The organism is Capnocytophaga sp. oral taxon 864, assembly GCF_002998835.1.
GTDB lineage: Bacteria > Bacteroidota > Bacteroidia > Flavobacteriales > Flavobacteriaceae > Capnocytophaga > Capnocytophaga ochracea.
The window spans coordinates 2143412-2167500 of the sequence record NZ_CP027232.1; the positions used below are offsets into that span (position 1 = coordinate 2143412).

Consider the following 24089-nt stretch of genomic DNA (forward strand, 5'->3'; position numbering starts at 1 on the left):
TTGAGGTAAAAGATAAAAGGTAAAAGGTAAAATGGGTGGGGTTAGCTTATAGAGAGCTTATAGGAAGCTTATACGAATCTTGGACGATTGGTATAGAAAGGGTATATAAATAGTTAAGAATGAGGAGTTAAGAGTTAAGTAAAAAAGGTAGTTTTGAGGGTAATAAATCGAAAGAAAAGAGAAGAGAAATTGGTGAATTAGTCAATGAAAAAGCGCGATGTTTATTATTTTAAACATCGCGCTTTTCTTATCACTTTGTCAAAATCTAGGGATATTCGCAAAGTGTTTAACAGCTTGTCGTGCTACGACCGACTAACGACTATTCTTGTTGTTACTTCGTCGAAGGCTATTTCTTCTCCCTCTGGCAGACTCTCTACAAAAGTGATACTATCGGTAAGGGTTTCGTTCTTGATATAGGCTTCGTTGGCTGTAACGGCTGCTTGTAGGGCAGGGTGCGCTTGAAGGCGTATTTGTATGCGGTCAGTGATGTCGTAATCATTGTCCTTACGGATATTCTGAATGCGGTTCACCAACTCACGAGCGATACCTTCTTGGCGCAATTCGGGGGTGATATGAATATCTAAAGCTACCAACAGACTGCCAGCGGTGGCTACCAACCAGCCTTCTATATCTTGAGTGCTGATTTCTACATCGTCCAAACTCAAAGTAACCGTTTTGTCGGGCAGTTGCAAGTTGTACGTTTGTGCTTTCTCAAACTGTGCTATTTCTGCTTGTCCAAACTCTTGTACCGCTGTGGCAATGGCTTTCATATCCTTACCAAATTTAGGCCCTAAGGTCTTGAAGTTTGGTTTGATTTGTTTTACCAATATACCTGAGGCATCTTCCAAGAGTTCTATTTCCTTCACATTCACCTCGTGCTTGATGAGGTTTGCTACCGCTTCTATTTCAGCGCGCTCAGTGGCATTGGCTATCGGTATCATTATCTTTTGCAGTGGCTGACGCACCTTGATGCTTTCTTTCTTGCGTAACGATAGTACTAAGGACGAAATAGTCTGCGCTTTCTGCATCTTGCTTTCCAATGATTTATCGATGTAGCTTTCATTGGCTACAGGGAAATCGGTGAGGTGTACACTCTCTTTGTTTTCTTTACCGGTAACGCTCACCAAATCTTTGTACAATCTATCGGCATAGAAAGGTGCTACAGGCGCCATCAGTTTAGCGATGGTTACCAGACAGGTGTAAAGGGTTTGGTAAGCAGCTATTTTATCGGTTTCGTATTCACCTTTCCAGAAACGACGACGTGACAAGCGTACGTACCAGTTGCTGAGGTTTTCTTGTACAAAATCGGAGATAGCACGCGTAGCGCGAGTAGGCTCATAGTCAGCGTAGAGCGCATCTACTTCTTTGATGAGGGTATTGAGTTCCGAAAGTATCCAGCGGTCTATTTCTGGGCGTTCAGCCAGTGGTATATCGGCTTCTGCATAAGTGAAGCTGTCGGTATTGGCATAGAGCGCAAAGAATGAATAGGTATTGTAGAGCGTACCGAAGAATTTACGGCGCACTTCGGCTACCCCTTCCAAGTCGAATTTGAGGTTATCCCAAGGGTTCGCGTTGGAAATCATATACCAGCGAGTGGCATCGGCACCATACTCGGCTATGGTAGTAAATGGGTCTACTGCATTGCCCAAGCGTTTCGACATCTTTTGTCCGTTCTTGTCGAGTACCAATCCGTTCGATACTACGTTTTTGTATGCCACGCTGTTGAATACCGAAGTAGCAATGGCGTGAAGTGTATAGAACCAACCGCGTGTTTGGTCTACCCCCTCCGCGATAAAGTCAGCAGGGTAAGCGGTGTGATTATCGATATAGTCTTTGTTTTCAAAAGGATAATGCCATTGTGCATACGGCATAGACCCAGAGTCGAACCATACGTCGATAAGGTCGGTTTCGCGGTGCATTGGCTTGCCCGAAGGCGATACGAGCACTATGTTATCTACGATATTTTTGTGTAAATCTACCTTGTCGTAATTGCTTTCGGAGTTGTCGCCCACTACAAAATCTTTATAAGGGTCGGCAGTCATCACTCCTGCCGCGATAGCTTTTTGTATTTCAGCTTTTAGTTCTTCTACCGAACCAATGCAGATTTCCTCTTGCTTATCGGCTGTACGCCAAATAGGTAACGGGATACCCCAATAGCGCGAACGCGAAAGGTTCCAGTCGTTAGCATTTTTAAGCCAGTTGCCAAAACGCCCTTCACCAGTAGCTTTAGGTTTCCAGTTGATGGTTTCATTGAGCTCAAACATACGGTCTTTGAAGTCAGTAACCTTTATAAACCACGAGTCGAGCGGGTAGTACAACACCGGTTTATCAGTACGCCAGCAGTGTGGATAGCTGTGTACGTATTTTTCTACTTTGAAAGCCTTATTTTCTTCTTTGAGGAGAATAGCCAAGCTCACATCCCACGATTTTTCAGGTGCTTGCCCTGCATCGTAATACTCATTTTTGATGTATTTACCGGCAAAAGCCTCAGGAATATTATGCCCTGTGATGAATTTTCCTTGCAAATCTACCAGCGGAATCAAATTGCCGTGTGCGTCTTTCACAAGCATTGGGGGCACGCCGTATTCTTTGGCTACACGGGCGTCGTCCGCACCAAAGGTTGGAGCGATATGTACGATACCGGTACCGTCATCGGTGGTAACAAAGTCTCCTGCAATCACGCGGAATGCTTGGTCAGCATTCTCGGCAGGAGCGCACCAAGTAATGAGTTGCTCATAAGTAGTGCCTACGAGGTCTGCGCCTTTGCATTCTCCTAATATTTGGTAAGGAATTGTCTTACTTTCAGGCGTATAAGCTGCTAAGGCAGCCGCATCACCTTCTACGAATTTCTTGCCGAACTGTTTTGCCAAAAGCGGTTTGCCGATGATGATAGTAATCGGCTCAAAAGTATATTGATTGTAGGTTCTTACAAGTACGTACTCAATCTCTTTACCTACTGCCAATGCAGTGTTTGAAGGCAATGTCCAAGGGGTGGTTGTCCAAGCGAGGATATGAATAGGTTCTGTAGGGGCACCCAAGGCTTTGGCTGCCGCTGCTGACAATGATTTCACTTTAAACTGTGCTACAACGGTAGTATCGCTCACATCGCGGTAGCACCCAGGTTGGTTGAGCTCGTGCGACGACAAACCTGTACCCGCCTTAGGCGAGTAGGGCTGGATGGTGTAGCCTTTGTATAGCAAACCTTTATTGTAGAGTTGTTTCAAAAGCCACCATACGCTTTCCATATATTTGGGTTTGTAGGTGATATAAGGGTCTTCCATATCCACCCAGTAACCTATTTTCTCGGTAAGGTCATTCCAGATGTCGGTATAGCGCATCACGGCTTCCTTACAAGCCTTGTTGTAGTCCTCTACGCTTATTTTCTTGCCTATATCTTCTTTGGTAATGCCGAGTTCTTTCTCCACCCCGAGTTCTACGGGCAAGCCGTGAGTATCCCATCCTGCTTTGCGTTTTACTTGAAATCCTTTCTGAGTTTTATAACGACAGAAAATATCCTTAATAGAGCGCGCCATCACGTGGTGAATACCAGGCACGCCATTGGCAGATGGTGGTCCTTCAAAAAACACGAACGGAGTAGCGCCCTCACGTGAGGCAATACTCTGCTCAAAGATGTTAGCGGCTTTCCAGAAAGCCAATATTTCTTCTGCTATCTTAGTAAGGTCTAAGTGTTTGTACTCGTTGAATTTCATATAAAACAATAATTAATGATGAATAGTAAATGGTTAATATTGGCGCAAAAGTAGAAAAAAAGTTTCAAAGTACCAAGTTGCTCTTCTAATCAAGATAATCGGGTGCTTTATAGCGACTCTTCACTTCCACCAACATTGTCCAAACATCTACGCCTCCTATTTTGGTTTGGTGGATTTGCTCAAAACCGTGTTTTTGGTAGAAAGATACATTTGTTTTGGTATTAGTAACCAAGCTGAGTTGGCTACCTCCTTCACGCGCTACTAAAGGCAAAACGGCTTCGTCTAAAAATCTACCTCCTATGTGTTTACCTTGCCACGCGGGACTCACTACAAAACTCTCTAAATACCACTTGTTTTCAGAAGTTTGTTTTTTAGCGTGTTCGCTACTTTTGTCTAAGAAAGGCAAAAAACATTGAGTAGGTTTGGCATAACGCCAAAGGGCAAAAGCCCCCGAGCGCAGGTAGTCCCAAAGGGTAATACGGGTGTGGCGCAACGATTGCATCACGGCGACGGCTATAATTTCTCCGTTTTCTTCGGCTATCAAGCAATACCCCTTACGGATATTGCTCATCACTTGCACATAATGCAATTTGTTCAGATAGTCTATATACTTACTATCGGTAGTAAAAAAAGAGTTGAGCACCTCGCGATACATATTGTAGTTAGCAAAAGCATCGGTGAGCACAGTGGCTACTTTACGGGCATCGGCGGGAGAGGCAAGACGGTAGTTCATAAGTGGACGATTTGTAGATGAAAGCACAAAGATATAATATTTTTGTTAATACACCAATTGTTCTCAGCTCTACCTCTACTATAAAAAACTTTGCCAAAGGACAAGAGCCTTTGGCAAAGCATATAAAAATAACAGCATCTAATTTCTATGTACTATTTTCTAACTTCTACTGAAATCTTTCCTTTTAGCGATTTACTTTTTGCCTCAATAGTAATTTCGCCTGCTTTTTCGCCTGCTTGTACCATCATCACTAATTTCCCATTGAATAGATGCATTTTAGGTAAATGGAATGGGTCGGTGCAAGTAGCATCGCCATTGGCAGATGCTTTATAAAAACCAGCACCTTTAACGCTGAACTGCACAAGGTCATTCACTGTTGGGCATAAATTGCCGTCCTTATCTACCGCTTCTACAGTGATGAAAGCGAGGTCTTTGCTATTAGGGGTGAGTTCTGTTTTGTACTCAGTGCTAAGGTGCAAAGCATAAGGCTTGCCAGCGGTACGTATTTCTTTTTCGGCTACTGCCTTACCATTGGTATCGTAGGCTACTACTTTCACAGTACCAGGTTCGTACTTAGTATCCATCCACATTAGGCGGTAACGCTTTTGGCGGTTGAGGTCTGACGGATTACCCTCTTGTTCTTTCTCTTCTAATTTCACCGAAAGGTCTTTACTGCGTTTGCCTTGACTCTTACCATTGATAAACAATTCGGCGGAAGGATAATTAGTATAAACGAAGATAGGAGTTACTTCACCCTCGCGCCCTTCCCAATTCCAATGAGGGAGGATATGCAAGGTTTCGGCTTCCTTATTCCAATGCGAGCGATAGAGATAGAAGCGGTCTTTAGGCAAGCCTGCCAAATCTACTGCTCCAAAATAGGAACTGTGGGAAGGCCATTCTACATAGTAAGGAGTAGGTTCGCCGAGATAGTCGAAACCTGTCCAGATGAACTCTCCTACGGTATAAGGCAAATCCTCTTGATGTATCCAGTCGTCTTCGGGCAAGTTCGACCAACCGCAGTGTTCTACGTCATAAGATGACGATTGCATATCGGGGTATTTAGCCATTGATTTGCGCTCTACGGGGAACTTATACACCCCGCGCGAACTCACCGTTGAAGCGGTTTCACTACCCAAAATAAGCTGTTGTGGCAACTTGCGGTAAGCCTCTTTGTACTTAAACGGACGGTAATTAAAACCCATTAACTGCATCGTTGCTGCCATATTGTTTTTAAGCACATCGTGAGGTCTATCCATACCATTGCTCACGGGGCGGGTAGTATCGTATTTTTTGATGATATCTTGCAAATAGCGCGCTACTTGCGAGCCACTTTCTACACTTTGCTCTTCCACTTCATTACCGATGAACCACATCAGCACGCTGGGGTTGTTGCGGTAGTGTTTTACAAGGGTCGTAAGGTCTTTTTCAACCCATTCTTTGAAGTATAGGTGATAACCATTTTCCACTTTTGGGATAGCCCACTCATCAAAGCTCTCTACGGCGAGTAGCATACCCATTTCATCGGCAGCGCGCACATATTCAGGGGCGGGCATATTGTGCGAAGTGCGTATGGCATTCACTCCCATATCCTGCATAATGCGTATTTGTCGGCGTATAGCACTCTCATTTACTGCCCCGCCCAGCGGACCTAAATCGTGGTGCATACACACCCCTTGTATTTTGATTTTACGTCCGTTGAGGTACAGACCATCATTAGGCTTGAGTTCGATAGAGCGAACCCCAAAAGTAGTGGTTACCTCATCTTTTACAGTATCACCTTCATAGAGCTTGGTAACCGCTTTATAGAGGTACGGCTTGCCGATGTCCCACAAACGAGGATTATCAATATACAGTTCTGCTGAAATTTTATCGGTAGTGTAAGGAGTCGCTTTGGTATTAGCATACGCTACTTTTTCACCTTGATTATTGAAAATAACAGTTTCTGCCGCAACTGAAGTCTTCTTATCAGCTACAAACTCGGTATTTACTACTACTTTGGCGAAGTTGTTTGTTATTTCGGGGGTGGTAATTTGTACGCCCCAAATAGGGATATGCGTCTTGTTTTTAGTGATAATATGCACATTGCGGTACAAGCCTGCCCCTGGATACCAACGCGACATCTGGGTAAGGTTGTTGAGTCGTACTGCCAAAGTGTTGTTATTGGCTTTTACGTAAGGAGTGATATCCAAGAAGAAAGTGTTGTAACCGTTGTGCCATTCACCCGCTTTTTGTCCGTTTACAAATACTTCGGGGTTACTCATCGCTCCGTCAAACTGTACAAACACTTGCTTATCGGACGTAAGTTCAGGTACGTTGAACTGCGTGCGGTACCAACCTACGCCTACAAAAGGCAAGCCTCCTGTACGCCCCGTGTGTTCAATAGCCGCTTTTTGTCCGTCCTGCTTGATGGCAGTGCGCTGGATATCGTTTTCCATATCAAAAGGACCATAGATAGCCCAATCGTGAGGCACGGTTACGCGTTGCCATTTGGCATCGTTGTAGTTAGTTTGCGAGAACGCTGGTTTGTCCTCACGGGTAAATTTCCACCCTTTTTCGAGGGTCTGCTGTTGTTGCGCCCAGCTTGTAGCAACAACGCCTAACAAAAGTAAAAGGTTGATTTTGTTCATTCTTATAAATCAGTAGTTTTTTAATTGGAGTTCTGGAAGCATCTCGCAGTTCTCATTTATCTTTTCACTCTTCACTTATTTCAGTTCACTTCAATTTTTGAAATAGTTACAGAGTTTGCTTTCATTTGTTTCCCATTCAGGAGAGAAAATGAAAATTCAAGGTAATGATTATTTCCAATCCAACGACTTCCAAATTCTGCACCTTGTCCTTGAATGCCATTGCTCCAAGGCTGCAAAACCTGTCCATCGGTGGTTCTCGCTTGCATATAAACTTTTCCTGTTGGTTTGGAGTTGGCATCAGACTTTGTCAATAACAAGTTTACATACAACACTGTGTTACCTCCATCTCCTCCCCATCGCTCTTGAGCTATTTTAGCAGTAATTCCATTTTGGGTAACTTCTCTAGTGCCTTCTGGGTACTCTTTACCACTCCCTTTATCATCGTCTTTTCCACAAGAGACTAAGGTAACTGCTGAGCAGAGTAGTAATAATGCAAATGTTACGTTAATTAGTTTTTTCATTTTATGATGTTTTTAATCATTAATTCTGCAAATATAAGGATTTATTTTGGTATTGGCAAGTTTATCTTTTATCTTTTACTTTCCGAAGCTTCTTAAAAAACGCTTCTTCTCTCTCGGCTATAGCGTACAACTGCTGTGAGAGAGCATTATAGACATCAGCTTGGGTGCTGCGGTTTTTGTATACGCGGGCTATGGCTACCGCAAAATCGCGCCACGCATCGCCTATATCCGTAATTTCTTTGGAGAGCTCTAATAAGGCATCGTTTTTCAGGAGTTTGCCTGCTTCTTGCAAGAAAGCACCGTAGATAAACCTAAAACCTGCCCCTCCAGTGCCTATCTCTTCCTGCATACGTATCAGCTGAGCAAGGTAGTGATTGGTAGTCTTCGCACCCAACTTGCGGTGCCATTTCACTATATCCTTACTAACTGTTTTAATACCTGCTGCACCCACTATCGGCACAGGAGCGAGCATCGTATTGCACGTCTGCTTAATACCCTTCCAAATTGCCTTTTCCAACTGAAACTCTTTGGGTAAATGAGTAGGGTAGTAGAGGTGTCCTTTGGGTGCCAATACCCCATTAGCAAAACGCACTTTGCTGAGTTCCTCAGGCGTAAGGGTCGTAGTATAAGGAATCACAGGGTCGCTAATAAGGTACTTGCCGTCTTCTTTGCCATAAACCACTAAGTTATGCGCGTTAAAATGAAAGCGGTACTCATCGGGAAAATAAGGTAGGTTGAACACCCCTACTTGCAAGCCCGTAGGGATACCCTTGGCAAGATTGTCATCGAGGGCTTGTTCTGCCTTTTCAGCAGAAGAGAATTTTTGGCGTTTCACCTTAAATCCTAAGCGTTTGGCTACTTTGCTAAAAATGTGTCCCGGCATTGTGCGGTAACTAATAGCAGGTGCTTCGTTCACTCTTATCCAAGGAAAGTAGAAGAACAACAGTCCCGACCCAATCCCAAAGACCATCGGTTCACTCAGTTCCACTCCATTGAAGTGCAACAAATTAGATGCTACTCCATTTTCACAGTGCGCCGACTGTTTATGTTCAAAATCTATTGTCATATTGAGTAATAAAGCGCAAAGGTAGGGCATAATTAGCAAATGAGCAAATTTCACAATTTGCGAAAGCGCACAAATGTAAGAAATTTATCAGTGTGAATCAAGGTTTTGAGGAATGATTGTCTCTGATTTACAACCTCATAGTCGTTTTCCCGTCCCCACATTCCCCCTCTTTGAGGTAGCCAGTGACAGCTGGGTATGTGCACTGTGAGAGCGGAGTATGTGATAGGGGTGAGGTTTGTCACCTTCTCCAGCTTGTCCCCCTTCCTCTTTCTTTCGCATCGAAACTCTATTTTTAACATTTTTAGCACTGTTGTATCATATTATGAACCAACCACTTATACACCCTTTCTATACCAATCGTCCAAGATTCGTATAAGCTTCCTATAAGCTCTCTATAAGCTAACCCCACCCTCCTTACACCCTTTTTTCACCAAATTTTCTCTCAGCCATTTTCCGATTTCTTCTGTTTTCTTTCGCTCTCTCTAACCTATCCAATTTGTCCGACAAGTCTGACCTGTCAAAAAATGATTTTTATCACTATTCATTTTCTCATTTCCCTGCCCGTGCGGCTCGCACCTCATTCTCTCATTTCCTCATTCTCTCATTTCCTCATTTCCAAATTTTCTAATTTTCTCATTTCCCTACCTAATGCCTCACACCTCCTTTTTGCTAATAAAAAATTATTTTGTACCTTTGCCCTTATATTTACATTTAATTAAAACAATATCAATATGAAAAACATATTTATTATTTTATGCGTGATGAGCATTAGCATAGCCTGCTCTCAGCAAGAAAAGGAAGACCCTTCAACAAAAGATAATAACGATTATTTAAAAAAAGGAGGATGGAAATTAGTTTGGGAAGACGATTTCAACCGCGATGATATCTTTGCTACCGGTATATGGTCAAAAATATCGGGGTGCCCAAATTCGGATGCCGATTGGTGCAAAACAATGAGTCGAGACCCCAGCTTGTTCGAGATAAAGAATGGCAATCTTATCCTCTTAGGCAAGCCTAGTACCAACCCCGCCAAAGACAAGTCTAAATATATCACAGGGGGTGTTTCTACCAAGGACAAAAAATACTTCGAAAAAGGACGCTTAGAAATCCGTTGTAAGCTCGAAGCCACTCAAGGAGCTTGGCCTGCTATCTGGATGGTACCCAATGCTACTTGGCCTACGGGTGGTGAGATAGATATCGTCGAACGACTCAATTACGAGCCTTTTGTACACCATACGGTACACTCCACTTACACCCAAGCGGGCAAAAAAGACCCTACCAAGCGCACCCCTAAAAGCACCGCTACAGCTCCTATCAACCCCGATGATTATAACATCTATGCCGTAGAGCTCGACACCGATGAATTGCGCTTTTATGTAAACGGCAAACAAACTTTTAGTTATGCACGTGTGCCCGGGAAAGAAAGTGAAGGGCAATTCCCATTTGCTCGCCCCTATATGTTGCGCATCGATATGCAATTAGGCGGTAGCTGGGTAGGCGAAGTAAAACCTTTTACCAAACCGGTAAGAATGTACGTAGATTGGGTGCGTTTTTATCAGAAATAATAATCCCAAATAAAAAAAATAACATTTTTATTTTGGTAGTTCTGAAAATAATAGTAATTTTACGCCCCAATTTTAATAAATACTATAATTTTTATGGAAGAAGGAAACATCAGAGTGCGCTATTCCGATAAGGAATTAGAAGAATTTAAAGCACTTATAGAAGAAAAAATCAAAAAAGCACAAACCGATTTAGAGCTTATCAAGAGTTCATATATGAACAGTGCCACTAATGGTACCGACGATACATCTCCCACTTTCAAAGCCTTTGAAGAAGGCTCTAAGGTAACCAGCAAAGAGGAAAATACCGCATTGGCTATTCGTCAAGAAAAGTTCATACGCGACCTCAAGAATGCACTTATCCGTATCGAAAACAAAACCTATGGCATCTGTCGTGTAACAGGTAAACTCATCGATAAACGTCGCCTTATGGCAGTACCTCACGCTACTCTTAGCATCGAGGCTAAAAATATGCAATAGCCATACCCCAAAAATGACGCTCACCGAGTACTTACACCAAGAAACTCAAATCAACACCGAGACACTTGCTTTTATCAATAGCCTATTTGAGCAACAAGAGTACAAAAAATACCACTTGTTGCTCAAAGAAGGCTCAAATTCTAAGCAGTTGTTTTATGTTGAAAAGGGGCTCTTGCGCCTGTTTTATAACAAAGAAGATAAAGACATTACCCACACCTTCCTTTTGGAACAAAAGTTTTATTTTCCTGTAGAAAATATCTATTTCTCCCAGCCTTCACTCTTCTCTTTAGAAACGCTGGAAGACAGTGTAGTATGGGTAGCTTCTTTCCCCGAAGTAGAACGCGTAATAAACGAACACCAAGAACTCGAACGTCTAATGCGATTCCTATTAGTGTCAGCTATCAAATCGCTTACTGAACGCCTACATACTATAAAATTCCAAACTGCCCAAGAGCGGTATGACCTCCTCTTGCACACTTATCCTCAAATACTTCTGCGTGCCCCCTTAGGACACATAGCATCTCTATTAGGTATTACTCAACAAACCCTCAGCGTTATTCGTGGAGCAACTCGCACAGGTGATAAAGGGGTAAAATAATTTGCTATTTCAAAAAATAGTTGTATATTGCGCCCATCAAACAGTGTAATAATACCCTATTTGCCTATGCAAACAAAAGAAAAATATCAATTAGAAGTTACTGTAAACGCCTCTCCGCAATTGCTCTATCAATACATCTCTACCCCAGCAGGTCTCGCTTCGTGGTACGCCGACGATGTGCGCGCTAATGAAGAAATCTACACTTTTGTATGGAATGGGGTAGAAGAAGCAGCTCAGATATTGCGCAAAAAGTTGGACGACCATATTCGTTTCCATTGGGAAGACGATAACGACGCTTCTACTTATTTCGAAATCAAAATCAATGTGAATGATATGACTCAAGAAGTCTCCCTTATCATTACTGATTTTGCCCTCCCTAATGAAATAGAAGAAGCCAAACAGCTTTGGGAGCTCCAAATAAACGACCTTAAAGCTAAAATAGGAGCAAACTGAATATGAAACTCAATTATAACGGTAACCTCATTACCGATAGCGATACCGTCTTAACTATTAAAAACTGTGCTTTCCTCTACGGCGATGGCGTGTTCGATACTTGCAAATACAGCTACCAAAAACTAATCTTTTGGGAAGAACACTACCTGCGCCTAATGGCAGGTATGCGTATCTTGCGTATGGATATCCCTATGGTATTCTCTATGGAGTACCTCGAAGACGAAATCCTTACACTTATTAAAGCCAATAGCCTCGAAAATAATCCAGTACGAGTGCGTATTACTGTTTTCCGTAAAGATGGGGGTAAGTATACACCCATTACCAATGAGGTAGATTATATCATAGAAACCGAAGTGATGAACAATCCTTTCTATGTACTCAACGAAGAACCTTACGAGGTAGAACTCTTTAAAGACTTTTTTGTACAACCCGACCTCTTAGCAAATGTAAAGCATATTAATCGCACGGTGAACGTGTTAGGCAGTATCTTTGCCGAAGAAAACGACTATCAGAATTGCATCTTGCTGAACAGCAACAAGAGTATTGCAGGAATGCTGAACGGCAACCTCTTTGTAGTGCAAGGCAATACCTTAAAAACGCCCCCACTAACCGATGGAGCACTCAGTGGTATTACCCGCAAGATGCTTATCAAAACCCTTAATAAAACTGAAGACTACGAGGTGATAGAGACCTCTATTTCACCTTTTGAACTTCAAAAAGCCGACGAGCTGTTCTTTACCAATAGTCTTGTAGGGATTCAGCCCATCAGTCAGTATCGCAAAAAAGCATATCCTTGTACTACTGCCAAAAGCCTTATCGGTAAACTGAATACTAGTGCCCGATTTGGAGTGGTATAAGTGGGAGTCACACGGGCAATTAAAAAGAGGTGAATAAATTATGAATGTTGAGATTAAAAAACTTAAGGAGAAAAAAATATTGGTTGCCATTAGTGGCGGTATCGATAGCGTAGTACTCACACATTTACTGTACACTCACGGTATAGAACTGCTTTTAGCACACTGCAACTTTCAATTGCGCGGAACAGAAAGTGACGACGATGAGGCTTTTGTACGCACTTTTGCTGCGGAACTTGGCGTTCCTTTAGAAGTAAAGCGTTTTGATACACATCAATATGCGAGTTCTCATCAGTTGAATACTCAGTTGGCTGCTCGCGAATTGCGCTATCAGTGGTTCGATGAACTGACAAGCACCCATTTCTGCGATGCTATCGCTACGGCTCATCACGCTAATGATAACCTCGAAACCTTCTTTATTAACCTTTCCAGAGGTAGTGGTTTAGAGGGGCTCTTAGGCATTCCAGAAGAAAAAGATACTATCATACGTCCGTTATTACAATTCTCTCGTCAGCAGATATACGAATATGCGCAAGCAAAACGCCTTAAATGGCGTGAAGACAGCAGTAATGAAACAAATAAATACGTGCGCAATGTAATTCGGCACGATATAATACCGAAATTAGCATTAGTACACCCTAATTACTTAGAGAATTTTAATCAAACGCAGGAATACTTACACCAATCAGCGCGATTTATAGACTTTTATATAGGAAAACTCAAAGAAACTTGTTTTGAAGGACATAATCCTATACAAATAGACATAGAAAAACTACAAGCTGTTCCTGAATTGGACTTTGTTTTACATAAACTCTTCTACCCTTATGGATTCGGCAATGTAAAAGACCTCAAAAACCTATTGCTGAATGCCGAAGCGGGTAAACAAGTACTTTCGCCTACCCATATCCTCATAAAAGACAACACTTGTCTTTGGTTAAAGCCCAATGAAGCAAAACGCAGTTTAAGTTTGCTGATTTCGGAAGATATGGCTGAGGTATACGACCCCGTTCATCTTCGTTTTGAATTTATAGAGGGCAAGGTGAAAGTGAAAAATCCAATCCCTACTGAAATATATGTAGATGCCGACAAATTGCAATACCCACTTATGTTGCGCTATAAGAAAGAAGGCGATGTGTTTTATCCTTTTGGAATGAACAGCGAGAAGAAGCTCAGCAAGTTCTTTACCGATGAGAAATACACCCAAATAGAGCGCGAAGAGCAAGTGCTTTTATGCAGTGGTGAGGATATTGTGTGGGTGGTAGGCAAGCGCTTAGACGACCGTTTTAAAATTACCAAAGATACCAAAAGAGCAGTAAAAATTAGCAAATTAGAGAATTAGCAAATTAAAAAATGAGGGGATTAGAAAATGGTGACGGAAAGTCGAAGGTAATGTGGAGGAAACTATTCTTTCGAGTGGGGTTTTCTTAAAGAAAATATAAAGGTATGACAGCTATAAATACTCTGTTTGACCTCTTGTAAAATAATTTTATTTCGTTTGTTTTGCTATTTCATTTTTTTGTTGTACCTTTGGCAAATATTTCAAAGAAATCAACCTCATAGTATTATGTTAAGGAAATTATATCTCTATGTGCTATTGTTCGTATCGGTTTCGGCGTTTTCGCAAGTGAAAGTGGAAGGAACAGTGATAGATGAACTAAGCAGCAAGCCTTTGCAAGGGGTAAAAGTGCGTGTGAGCACTTCTCCGCGCGAAGCAGTTACCAATAGTAAAGGTAAGTATACGCTTCAATTGCCAGAAGGGGAACACTTGCTACTCTTCTCCCTTAGTGGTTATAGCAGTGCTGAGCAACTCATTTCATTAGGAGGCACTCATCCTTACACCGTGCCTACGGTTTCCCTCTCGGGTGACTATCAACAGGAAGCTGAGCAATTGGCAGTGATTACTGAAAGCGAACTAGAAGACGACGAAAGTGGTGCTGATGCGATGTCGGGACTTTTGCAAAGTTCGCAAGACGTGTTTATGCGTAGGGCGGCTTTCGATTTCAGTTCGGTGTTCTTCAAACCTCGTGGTTATGACTCCAAAGACGTAACGGTGCTCATTAACGGTATCCCGATGAACCGACTTGAAAACGGTCGTGCCCAATGGGCGAATTGGGGAGGGCTTAACGACATTACGCGCAACCAAGAAATGAGCAACGGATTGGTAAAATCCGACTATACTTTTGGGGGATTGATGGGTTCTAACTACATCAATATACGTCCGTCGCTTAACCGTGCAGGACTTCGCGTAACGACTTCAGCCAGCAACCGCAGTTATACTGGTAGACTGATGGCTACTTACAACTCGGGTGTACAGCGCAACGGATTGGCGTATATGGTTTCGGCTTCACGCAGGTTTGCGCCTCAGGGTAGTTGGGTAGACGGTACGCTCTACAACGCTTATGCTTTTGCAGCAGGAATAGAATATCAGCTTAATAACCATAGTAGCTTTAACCTTATAGGAATGTTTTCTCCAGTGAAGCGCGGTAAGACCTCGCCACTGACTCGTGAGGTACTCGATTTGATGGGCTACCAATACAATCCTTTTTGGGGTAAACAAAATGGCGACAAGCGCAATTCGCGTAACCGTATCGTTTCAGAGCCTATCTTCGTTTTCTCTTATAACTATCTGAAAAACGACACGCGCCTGAATGTGGACTTGGGCTATCAGTTTGGCGAAATAGGTAATACGCGTATTAGTTATTCGAATGCTCAAAATCCTGAGCCTAATTACTATAAACTTCTGCCAAGTTATTACTTAAACCAAAACCCTTCTGACCCAACGATGGCAGCCTTACAGAAAGACTATTTCTTAACGCATTCGCAACTGGACTGGGAAGGGCTTTATCGGGCGAACTACAACACTACCGATAAGCGCAGTGCTTTTATTGTGAGCAATGATATCAATCGCGAATGCACGTTCTCAGCCAATGTGAACTTTTCTACGCCTATTCACGAAAACATTAAATGGACATCGGGTGTAGTGTACCGCAATGTTTCTTCGGATAACTTTGCTGAAGTAGACGATTTGCTTGGCGGTGATTACTTTATGAACTACGATTACTTTGAAGGAAATCCTTACAATGCCGATGAAACAGATATGAAGAAAAAGCAAGGCGACAAGTGGAATTACTTTTATGCGCTTAAAAGCAATGTGGCTGAAGTTTTCTCGCAGTTTGAATTTACGTTTAAAAACGTCGAGTTATTTGTAGCAGGACGTTACCATTATACTGATATCCAACGCGAAGGTAAGTTCAACTATCCTCTCTATGCTGATTCTTACGGAAAGGGTGCTATGCAAGTGCAAAACGGAATGAGTACTAAAGCTGGACTTACCTACGCACTTACCGGTCGCCATTTGTTACAAGCGAACGTGGGGTATTTTAATACACCACAATCGGTGCGCAATATCTATGCAAATGTACGCAATTCTAATCGCTTGTTGCCTAATATCAAGAACGAATTGGCTTACACTGCCGATGCGAGTTATATTTTGCGTATGCCTTACCTAAAAGGACGCCTTACAGGGTTCTTTACCGAGATAGAGAATACCGCAGAGACAAACTTCTTCTATACTGAAACGGCTCTTACTGATGAAATAGACAGAGACTTTGTGGCTCAAACGGTAGAAGGCATCAAGAAGCGCCATTTTGGGTTGGAGTTTGGAGCGGAAGCACAACTTATACCTACTCTTAAACTTACGGCAGTAGCTTCGGTAGGACAATATACTTACATCAATAATCCGTCGCTTTACATTTCATCAGGAGAGGTGAACAAGGCTATTGATGAGGTAACGATGAAGAATTACCACGTGCCCAGCGGTCCGCAACAAGCCTATTCATTAGGTTTGGAATATCGCCACCCTAAGTATTGGTGGATAGGAGCAACGGCTAATTTCTTGGCACAAAACTACGTATCGTTATCGGCTTTGAACCGCACTTCGCAGTTCTTTATAGACCCCAGCACGAAAGCGCCTTTTACTAATATTGATACTGACTTAGCTCGGAAACTTCTCAAACAAGAACGTTTGGACGATGTATTCTTGGTAAATCTTGTGGGTGGTAAGTCGTGGAGACTCAATAAAACCTATGTAAGCCTAATGGTGAGCGTGAATAACTTGTTTGACACTCAATTCCTTTCAGGAGGTTTTGAGCAATCGCGTACTGCCAATTATGGCAAGATGGTACAGGACAACGCACAAGGCGTACCTTCGTTTGGCAATCGTTACTTTGTGGGTTACGGACGTACTTATATGGTGAACTTAGCGGTGAGTCTTTGAAAAGGTAAAAGATAAAAGGTAAAGTTTTAAAAGTAGCCTTGCCTACTTAGTGGGCAATTATAGAGTAAGAACAAAACAAAACGTTGTTCATTTGAACATTAATAAATATAATGAATAAAAAATCTATTTTCAGAAGAGGGGCTTTGGCGCTCCTTGTAGCAACTACTGTATTAGTAGGTTGCTCTAAAGACAACAATTCGAACCCTGACCCCAACAATCCTCAAGGGACACCCTATATGATTTTTACCACTGATAAAAAGGCGGGGAGCGAAATAACGCTGACAATAAACGCCAAAGAAGCGGATAAAAAAGATGTGTGGGTAGACTTAAACAACAATGGTGTGTACGACAGTGGTACTGATGTTCGCCTAAGTGCTACTACAGCAAAGTATAGGCTACAGGGCGATACTGTGAGAGTTTACGGTAAGGTAACGACTTTCTATTGTAATGATAATGAAGTGACTTCGTTAGATGTAACTCGCAATACCGTATTGGAGAGATTGAATATGAGTCATAATAAAATAAAAGAAGTAAACTTGCACAATAACACTGAGCTTGTTTATTTGAAAGTATCGGCTTTGCCTCTTGAAGACTTAGATCTTACCACTAATAAAAAGCTGAAAGAATTACGCTTTAACCTTACCTTTTCTGGTCAAAAACTAAAGAAAATTGTGAGTACTATGCACGAAAATGGCGGGGGCACTGTTTATATGAACCCGAGAATTACCAACAACGAAAAAGAGAAACAAACAATGCAAACGTTGAGAAACAAGAAATGGACTATAGGGCATTGCGAATAAGCAAACCTTAAAATAAAACAAAAACACTGATAACTCATAACTGTAAACTTATAGCTATATGAAACTAAACGTATTAAAACCAGTGGCGATAGCCCTACTTACGGCATTCGCTATTGCATCGTGTGTAAAAGACGACGATTATGACATTCCCGATCCTAACGGGAAAAAGCCACTGCCTGACTATAGCGGTCAAGTAGTAAGCTTTGCTAACGTACTCACAAAAGTAACTGCCTCAGTGGCTACCTATACTGCTGATGAAGCTATTGAGGGGTATGTAATATCTAGCGATGAAGGAGGTAACTTCTACAGGAAAATCTACATACAGAACGCTGATAAGAATCAAGGACTTTCAGTAGCGATTGACAAAAAAGGTCTTTATACCGAGTTCCCCATAGGAGCTAAAGTACAATTGCGCTTGAAAGGCCTTGCCACTCAGCTTAACAACAGTGCTATAGAGGTAGGTTATGGCACTTATACTGCCAAAAGCGGAAGAAAGGGTGTAGCCGCAATGGCTGAGGCGATTTATAAAAAGCACTTGTTTGACACAGGTGAACGCAAGACTGTTGCCGAATTAGCCAAAGTGAGTAACTCTATACAAGAAGTATCTACCGAAGCACATGTAGACCAGCTCATTACCCTTAAAGGGGTACATTTTCCTACTGATGCCGTAGGTAAAACACTATTTGTAATTCCAGATGCCAATGCAAAAGATAAAAATGGCACTAATTACAAGCTTACCGATGCTAATGGGAAGACTATTATCTTCAGAACTAGCAGTTATGCTGAGTTTAAAGACGAAAAAGTGCCTGCCGGTGAAGTGGAAGTAACAGGAGTGCTTACTAAATTCAATAAAGACTACCAATTTATGATAAGCAATTATGCTGATTTGGTAGTAAAAGGAGGTACTTCTACCAGTACACAAACTGGTACACAAACCTCTACGACTGTTGAGACCTTAGAAGCGAGCAATGCTACTGTAGCTGATTATGTAGTAGGCAAAACCGTAAAATTGCACGGTACCACAGTAGTAAAAAGCGGAAGAACCTACATTGTTTTCAAAGATGGTACCGAAATACAAGTATTTTCAGCTAAGGGCGTAACTATTTCAGATGCAGCTAAAGAAAAATTGGCAACAGAAGGTTATGAAATAAACGTTACAGGAATCTTTACTGATTATGCCCTTAAAAATGGTACTGTTGTAAAAGAAATACTGTACAGCAAAGAAAGTGATATAGAATTTATAAAAGCACCTGCTGCGATTACTTACGTAGATGTAGACGCTACAACCGCTACTCTTGCTAGCGATTACCAAGTGGGTAAGCACGTAAATTTAAAGAATGCCACTCTAAAAGTTGAAGGAGGAAAATCTTACGTTGTTTTCTCTGATGGTAATAAAATACAGTTGTACTCTCCTAATCTCAAATCTTTTAGTAAAGACGCTCAAACTAAATTGGGTACTGACGGACAAAAGCTCACTTCAATTAAAGGAAAATTTGAAGATTATAGTGTAAATGGAAATACCGTACATCAATTGGTTTATGCTGTGGAAGGTGATATTGTATTTGGTGATACCCCAGTAGTACAGCTTCCTGAGCTAAATGCAGCTACCGCTACTGTTGCTGATTTCAATAAATATAAAGACAAAAAAGTGAAATTAGAAGGAACAATTACTGTAAAAGATTCTTCTTCTTTCATAGTTTTTACTACGGATAATACCGAAATACAACTATATGCTACTAGTACTGTATTTAAAGCGTTATCCAAAAAAACTAAAGCCAAACTGAAAACAGCAGGTACCAAACTTATTGTTACAGGCACTCTAGGAGAATATACCAATAAGAATAATGTAACCACTAAGCAAATTAAATACGAAAAAGAAGCCGATTTAGACTTCCAGTAGAAAAGAAGTTTTTTGGATTTATTCAAAAAGAGTGAGCCTTTTTGGAGGCTCACTCTTTTTTTGTCTTTGCTATTTCGCTTGAAAACATATTTCTTTCGTAATATTTGTATATTAAATAAAAAGCACTATCTTTGCCCTCAAAAGAAAATAAAAAAGAAACCTATGGCTTTATTTCTTAGCGTACTTCCGATAGTACTACTCATCTATTTGATGGTTAAAAAAAACGCACTTCCCTCGTATATAGTACTCCCGCTTATCGCAGGATTGGTGTATGTGTTGCACCTAACTTATTTTGAAGGCTCTTTTGTAGCCGTAAATGCTAACTTTATTAAGGCTATCATATCGGTAGCTACGCCTATTACGGTAATATTTGGGGCGGTGCTCTTCAACCGAATGATGGAGATGACAGGAGCAATGAATGTGTTGCGCCGTTGGTTAGGCAACATCAGTCCGAATCCTGTGGCACAGCTGATGATTATAGGCTGGGCTTTTGCCTTTATGATTGAAGGAGCCAGTGGTTTTGGTACGCCTGCGGCTATCGCAGCTCCTTTATTGGTAGGATTAGGCTTCAAGCCGTTGCAAGTTGCCATTCTCACACTTATTATGAACTCGGTGCCCGTATCGTTTGGAGCGGTGGGTACCCCTACGTGGTTTGGTTTTGGTACGCTTATCGGTAATGGAGCTATTTCTGACACTGAGCTTTCCGACATAGGTAGGATTACGGCTATTGTGCATCTATTTGCTGCTTTTGTAATTCCTGTGATGGCACTCAAGGTGATTGTATCTTGGCAACAGATACGCCGAAATATAGTTTTTATACTCATTAGTATTCTTTCGTGCACGGTGCCTTACGTGGTTATTGCTTGGTTTAACTACGAGTTTCCCGCTTTGGTAGGAGGAGCTATCGGGCTCTTTATCTCGGTGGGTGTCGCAAGCAAAGGAATAGGACTATCTAAAACTGATAACCGTGAAGTACATCACGAGAAGGTAAAATCTTCAGAACTCATCAAAGCCCTTTTTCCTACGGCTTCACTCATTATCATTTTAGCACTTACCCGCATTAAACAACTTCCACTAAAAGCACTTTTGAATGATACAACTGAGTGGTTTACTATAAAATTGGGTTATCTAGGCGATTTTGAGGTTACTAAAGGGCTCATTTTTTCACTGAATAATATTTTTGCTACGGGCGAAAACGAGAGTTATAAACTGCTCTACGTGCCCGCACTTATTCCGTTTGTCGTTACAGTACTCATTTCCATTCCGTTATTCTCGCTGAAATGGAAGCAGACCAAAGAGCTTTTTTTAGCCAGTTTTGTACAGATACAGAAGCCTTTCTTGGCTTTGGTAGGTGCGCTTATTATGGTAAATGTAATGCTGATGGGAGGTGAAAACTCTATGGTGCAAATTATCGGTCGCGGATTGGCTCAAGCCACAGGCAGTCACTGGACGATCTTCTCATCGTATTTAGGAGCGGTAGGGTCTTTCTTTTCAGGCTCTAACACCGTATCGAACCTTACTTTTGGAGCCGTGCAATACTCGGTTGCTAATACCACAGGACTTTCAGTGCCTCTGATACTCGCCTTGCAATCAGTAGGGGGAGCGATGGGTAATATGGTGTGTATCAATAATATTATCGCGGTATGTTCAGTATTAGGCATTGATAAAGCCGAAGGGAAAATAATGAAAATTACCGTTGTACCTATGATGGTATATGGAGTGATAGCTGCGCTGGTAGCATATCTTGTTATTCCGCTAATATTCTGATAGGTAAAGGGATATTGCTATAATTTATAACAAAGCTTTTTTGTTCTTAATTTTTTTTTAAATGTATATTTTTACTAGCCTATCGCGCTACTACTCCATAGATGAGTTTCTTGTAGCTCATATTTATCGTTTTTTCTTATCCGTGCGACTTGTATCTCGGATATTTTTAGAGTTTTTCTACGATTTTTTAGGTACTAATATAAAAATACATATCTCATTATCAGGTAACTAAAAAATTTCTTCAAAAAAAAGTGTATAAAAATTTTGGAGGTTAGGAAAAAGGTTATACCTTTGCACCCGCAAAAGAGGAGAGTAGTGCCTCTGGAGTGGAAAGAAACAACACGTACCTTGACATAATGTTGTACAGCACAAAAAAAGATTTAAAGAATTGAGTGAAACCTGAAGTCAATAACTTGAAGATCGGTTAGAAGATATAAAAGAATTTAACGATGAAGAGTTTGATCCTGGCTCAGGATGAACGCTAGCGGCAGGCCTAACACATGCAAGTCGAGGGGGAGGTTACTTTCGGGTAACTGAGACCGGCGTACGGGTGCGTAACGCGTATACAATCTGCCTTTCACTGGGGGATAGCCCGAAGAAATTTGGATTAATACCCCATAGTATAGTAATACGGCATCGTGATACTATTAAAGCTTAGGTGGTGAAAGATGAGTATGCGTTCTATTAGTTAGTTGGAGAGGTAACGGCTCCCCAAGGCGATGATAGATAGGGGTTCTGAGAGGGATGTCCCCCACACTGGTACTGAGATACGGACCAGACTCCTACGGGAGGCAGCAGTGAGGAATATTGGACAATGGTCGGAAGACTGATCCAGCCATGCCGCGTGCAGGATGAAGGTCTTATGGATTGTAAACTGCTTTTGTAAGGGAAGAATAAGGGCTACGTGTAGTTTGATGACGGTACCTTACGAATAAGCATCGGCTAACTCCGTGCCAGCAGCCGCGGTAATACGGAGGATGCGAGCGTTATCCGGAATCATTGGGTTTAAAGGGTCTGTAGGCGGGCTGGTAAGTCAGAGGTGAAAGCGCTCAGCTCAACTGAGCAACTGCCTTTGAAACTGTTGGTCTTGAATGGTTGTGAAGTAGTTGGAATGTGTAGTGTAGCGGTGAAATGCTTAGATATTACACAGAACACCGATAGCGAAGGCATATTACTAACAATTGATTGACGCTGATGGACGAAAGCGTGGGGAGCGAACAGGATTAGATACCCTGGTAGTCCACGCTGTAAACGATGGATACTAGCTGTTTGGACGCGAGTTTGAGTGGCTAAGCGAAAGTGATAAGTATCCCACCTGGGGAGTACGTTCGCAAGAATGAAACTCAAAGGAATTGACGGGGGCCCGCACAAGCGGTGGAGCATGTGGTTTAATTCGATGATACGCGAGGAACCTTACCAAGGTTTAAATGGGGACTGACAGGGGTAGAGATACCCTTTTCTTCGGACAGTTTTCAAGGTGCTGCATGGTTGTCGTCAGCTCGTGCCGTGAGGTGTCAGGTTAAGTCCTATAACGAGCGCAACCCCTGCCATTAGTTGCTAACGAGTAAGGTCGAGCCCTCTAATGGGACTGCCGGTGCAAACCGAGAGGAAGGTGGGGATGACGTCAAATCATCACGGCCCTTACATCTTGGGCTACACACGTGCTACAATGGCCGTTACAGAGAGCAGCCACTGCGTGAGCAGGCGCGAATCTATAAAGACGGTCACAGTTCGGATCGGAGTCTGCAACTCGACTCCGTGAAGCTGGAATCGCTAGTAATCGGATATCAGCCATGATCCGGTGAATACGTTCCCGGGCCTTGTACACACCGCCCGTCAAGCCATGGAAGCTGGGAGTACCTGAAGACGGTTACCGCAAGGAGCTGTTTAGGGTAAAACTAGTGACTGGGGCTAAGTCGTAACAAGGTAGCCGTACCGGAAGGTGCGGCTGGAACACCTCCTTTCTAGAGAAAACCGATAATTGACGCATAAGGAATCAACAGATTCTTTAAATCTTGCTGACAACAAAAAAATAAGGTACAGAGTAATTGACAAAGAGAAGAAAACCTCTTACCTAAAAGAACAAAGTCTCATAGCTCAGCTGGTTAGAGCGCTACACTGATAATGTAGAGGTCGGCAGTTCGAGTCTGCCTGGGACTACAAGCAAAAGAAGGAAATTTCTAGGAGTGAGCTAGAGGAAGGATCCTCTTACCTCTTACCTCATATCTCTTACCTAGAGACACGGGGAATTAGCTCAGCTGGCTAGAGCACCTGCCTTGCACGCAGGGGGTCAAGGGTTCGAATCCCTTATTCTCCACAACAAACGTACATTGACATATTGGGATAAAGAGCATAAGAGATCAATAATAGATTATTGATAATCTAACGAAAAATATTAAAAAGAATCAAAGAGAACGAGAGGTACCTAGATAATTGTCAATTATCAATTGTTAATTGTCAATTGACTAGGACTACAAGCGCGAAAAGTTATGTAAGGGCGTATGGGGGATGCCTAGGCTCTCAGAGGCGAAGAAGGACGTGATAAGCTGCGAAAAGTTGCGTGTATTGGCACATACGATATGATACGCAAATATCCGAATGGGGCAACCCAGTACATTGAAGATGTACTACACCGTAAAGGTGAGCAAACCCGCTGAACTGAAACATCTAAGTAGGCGGAGGAGAAGAAAACAAAAGTGATTCCCAAAGTAGTGGCGAGCGAAATGGGATTAGCCCAAACCC

15 protein-coding genes, 2 tRNA genes and 2 rRNA genes (1 of these 19 cut by a window edge) are annotated in these 24089 nt (G+C 42.2%); 14 read left to right on the forward strand and 5 right to left on the reverse strand.

Translation table 11 applies throughout. From position 1 onward, the window contains the following. Positions 1-302: 302 nt before the first annotated feature. The 5 genes from ileS to C3V44_RS09685 form a co-directional block, all read right to left on the reverse strand. Positions 303-3710, reverse strand: a complete 3408-nt coding sequence (gene ileS / locus C3V44_RS09665; RefSeq protein ID WP_106096319.1) for an isoleucine--tRNA ligase — start codon at positions 3708-3710, stop codon at positions 303-305. An 85-nt stretch (positions 3711-3795) separates the two neighbouring features. Further along, a complete protein-coding gene (locus C3V44_RS09670; RefSeq protein WP_106096320.1) occupies positions 3796-4443 on the reverse strand; it encodes a GNAT family N-acetyltransferase in 648 nt (215 codons plus the stop codon). A 152-nt stretch (positions 4444-4595) separates the two neighbouring features. Beyond that, positions 4596-7070, reverse strand: a complete 2475-nt coding sequence (locus C3V44_RS09675) for a DUF4982 domain-containing protein (RefSeq protein ID WP_106096321.1) — start codon at positions 7068-7070, stop codon at positions 4596-4598. 80 nt (positions 7071-7150) lie between these two features. Next, a complete protein-coding gene (locus C3V44_RS09680) occupies positions 7151-7591 on the reverse strand; it encodes a hypothetical protein (RefSeq protein ID WP_106096322.1) in 441 nt (146 codons plus the stop codon). Positions 7592-7652: 61 nt separating this feature from the next. Further along, the gene (locus tag C3V44_RS09685) at positions 7653-8657 is read right to left on the reverse strand and encodes a BtrH N-terminal domain-containing protein (protein WP_106096323.1); all 1005 of its coding nucleotides are present in this window, start codon (positions 8655-8657) and stop codon (positions 7653-7655) included. A 731-nt stretch (positions 8658-9388) separates the two neighbouring features. Between C3V44_RS09685 and C3V44_RS09695 the strand changes: the two genes are divergently transcribed. The 14 genes from C3V44_RS09695 to C3V44_RS09760 all read left to right on the forward strand — a co-directional run. Continuing rightward, positions 9389-10222: a glycoside hydrolase family 16 protein gene (locus C3V44_RS09695; RefSeq protein WP_009410277.1), complete on the forward strand. Its 834-nt coding sequence runs from the start codon at positions 9389-9391 to the stop codon at positions 10220-10222. Between the two features lie 93 nt (positions 10223-10315). Then, positions 10316-10699: a TraR/DksA C4-type zinc finger protein gene (locus C3V44_RS09700; protein WP_002673934.1), complete on the forward strand. Its 384-nt coding sequence runs from the start codon at positions 10316-10318 to the stop codon at positions 10697-10699. Positions 10700-10712: 13 nt separating this feature from the next. Then, positions 10713-11297: a Crp/Fnr family transcriptional regulator gene (locus C3V44_RS09705; protein WP_009410276.1), complete on the forward strand. Its 585-nt coding sequence runs from the start codon at positions 10713-10715 to the stop codon at positions 11295-11297. Positions 11298-11363: 66 nt separating this feature from the next. Further along, positions 11364-11750, forward strand: coding sequence for an START-like domain-containing protein (locus C3V44_RS09710; protein ID WP_009410275.1), 387 nt, complete (start codon positions 11364-11366; stop codon positions 11748-11750). A gap of 2 nt (positions 11751-11752) precedes the next feature. After that, positions 11753-12607, forward strand: coding sequence for an aminotransferase class IV (locus C3V44_RS09715; protein WP_106096325.1), 855 nt, complete (start codon positions 11753-11755; stop codon positions 12605-12607). Positions 12608-12647: 40 nt separating this feature from the next. Continuing rightward, positions 12648-13943 (forward strand): tRNA lysidine(34) synthetase TilS, encoded by a 1296-nt coding sequence (tilS, locus tag C3V44_RS09720; protein ID WP_016478111.1) that lies wholly within the window; start codon positions 12648-12650, stop codon positions 13941-13943. Between the two features lie 225 nt (positions 13944-14168). Next, positions 14169-16880: a TonB-dependent receptor gene (locus C3V44_RS09725; protein WP_106096326.1), complete on the forward strand. Its 2712-nt coding sequence runs from the start codon at positions 14169-14171 to the stop codon at positions 16878-16880. Between the two features lie 110 nt (positions 16881-16990). Next, a complete protein-coding gene (locus C3V44_RS09730; protein WP_106096327.1) occupies positions 16991-17680 on the forward strand; it encodes a hypothetical protein in 690 nt (229 codons plus the stop codon). Positions 17681-17738: 58 nt separating this feature from the next. Then, positions 17739-19580 (forward strand): DUF5689 domain-containing protein, encoded by a 1842-nt coding sequence (locus C3V44_RS09735; protein WP_106096328.1) that lies wholly within the window; start codon positions 17739-17741, stop codon positions 19578-19580. Positions 19581-19742: 162 nt separating this feature from the next. Beyond that, complete coding sequence (locus C3V44_RS09740; protein WP_106096329.1) at positions 19743-21347, forward strand: L-lactate permease; 1605 nt, start codon at positions 19743-19745, stop codon at positions 21345-21347. A 446-nt stretch (positions 21348-21793) separates the two neighbouring features. After that, positions 21794-23311 (forward strand): 16S ribosomal RNA (locus C3V44_RS09745). Between the two features lie 122 nt (positions 23312-23433). Then, positions 23434-23507: transfer RNA gene (locus C3V44_RS09750), tRNA-Ile, on the forward strand. Between the two features lie 83 nt (positions 23508-23590). Then, positions 23591-23664, forward strand: a tRNA-Ala gene (locus C3V44_RS09755). A 163-nt stretch (positions 23665-23827) separates the two neighbouring features. Then, a 23S ribosomal RNA gene (locus tag C3V44_RS09760) occupies positions 23828-24089 on the forward strand; it runs 2583 nt beyond the window's last position. Together the 16S and 23S rRNA genes with 2 tRNA genes alongside form the textbook arrangement of a ribosomal RNA operon.